A 1,247-nucleotide genomic window follows, 5' to 3' on the forward strand; every position below is an offset into this window, starting at 1 on the left:
GCCACGGCGAGCAGCAGCAGGCCCGCCGTCACCCCGGCCAGCCGGTACGGCAGGGTGGCGGGGGCGTACGGCGGGAAGCACGGCAGGATGTAGAAGAGCTGCAGCCCGTTCGCCAGCCCGACCAGCCGCGGCCCGCCCACCGAGCCGAAGGCCACCACGAAGCCCACGCCCGCCATCCCGAGCGCCGCCGTCCAGGCGTGCACGGCCAGCACGGTGCCCAGGCACACCAGCGCCCAGGCGAACGGCAAGGTCAGCGACAGCGTGCGCACCCGGGCCCGTGCGCCGCCCTCCACCCGGGCCAGGATGCCGACCGCGATCGCCCCGAACAGCGCGTACGTGGCCGTCACCGGCTGGTGGAAGCCGTAGCGGAACGTGTAGAAGCCGGCGCACGCGGCCGCCGTGACCCGGACGGCGCGGTGCACGACCGCCGCACTGGGACGGGCTCGGCGCGGATGCTCCGGCCCGTCGGCTAAGCGCCGCATCGCTCCTCCGCTTCCCCTGGGACCGCTCGGCTCACCCCGTGGGCTATCCGGACCGGCCACCCACGGGCCCGCCGGCCACCCGGGACGCCGCACACCTCCACGCTAGGCGGCCGGGAGAACGCTCGCAGGCCCGCAAGAAATCCGATGACGCGGCCGGCCCTCGGACGACGCGATTGCGGGCCCGGCAGCTTTCCGCCCGTCCTCCGTGGCGAACTGCAGCAGCGGGCGCGAAGCGCACCTGTCATCCGGCAGGGAACAGCGCATTGGCAAGGAGCGTCGGCCGGGAGAGCCCGGAGCAGCTCTACCGTGCCACCGACCAGGCCTTTCCGCACCGGGCAGGCACCGCCCGGCCGGTCCCCCGGCCCACCGGCGCAGAGACCGGTCAGTCCGCTGCCGAGCGGCCTGTTTCCAGGGCGGCCTGGGCGTCGGTCAACGCCTGCTCCAGCGCCTCGCTCCTCGCCTGCCAGCGGCCCAGCGCCGCACGGAGGGCCTCACCGGTGGCGAAGCCGTCGAGAGCGGCCGCGGCAGCGGTGCCGGAGCGGGTGCCGGTCCCGCCGAGTTCCGCGCCCTGCTCCGCAAGCCCCCCAGCACTCCGGTGATGTTCTCGCCACTGTCCGCCGAATCGCTCATGGCCTGCCACTCCCCCTGATTGCCGACAGTGCGCTCAAATTAGTGCCGTATCAGGCAACGTTCGCCTCGTCGTGACGTGTCGCCCGGTTGCTGAGCCGGGCGGCACCGGACCGTCAGAATGATCACGTGGCTGAA

Annotated in this window: 1 protein-coding gene and 1 pseudogene; both read right to left on the minus strand. The window is 73.9% G+C overall.

Annotated elements, in window-relative coordinates:
• A pseudogene (locus ABZ885_RS41470) lies at positions 1–482 on the minus strand (FUSC family protein); the annotation flags it as partial.
• 382 nt (positions 483–864) lie between these two features.
• Positions 865–1,122 carry a hypothetical protein gene (locus ABZ885_RS41475; protein WP_360200424.1) on the minus strand — a complete coding sequence of 86 codons (258 nt, stop codon included), beginning with the start codon at positions 1,120–1,122 and terminating at the stop codon, positions 865–867.
• Positions 1,123–1,247: the final 125 nt, after the last annotated feature.

Source organism: Kitasatospora sp. NPDC047058 (genome assembly GCF_040643935.1).
In the GTDB taxonomy this organism is placed as follows: Bacteria; Actinomycetota; Actinomycetes; order Streptomycetales; family Streptomycetaceae; genus Kitasatospora.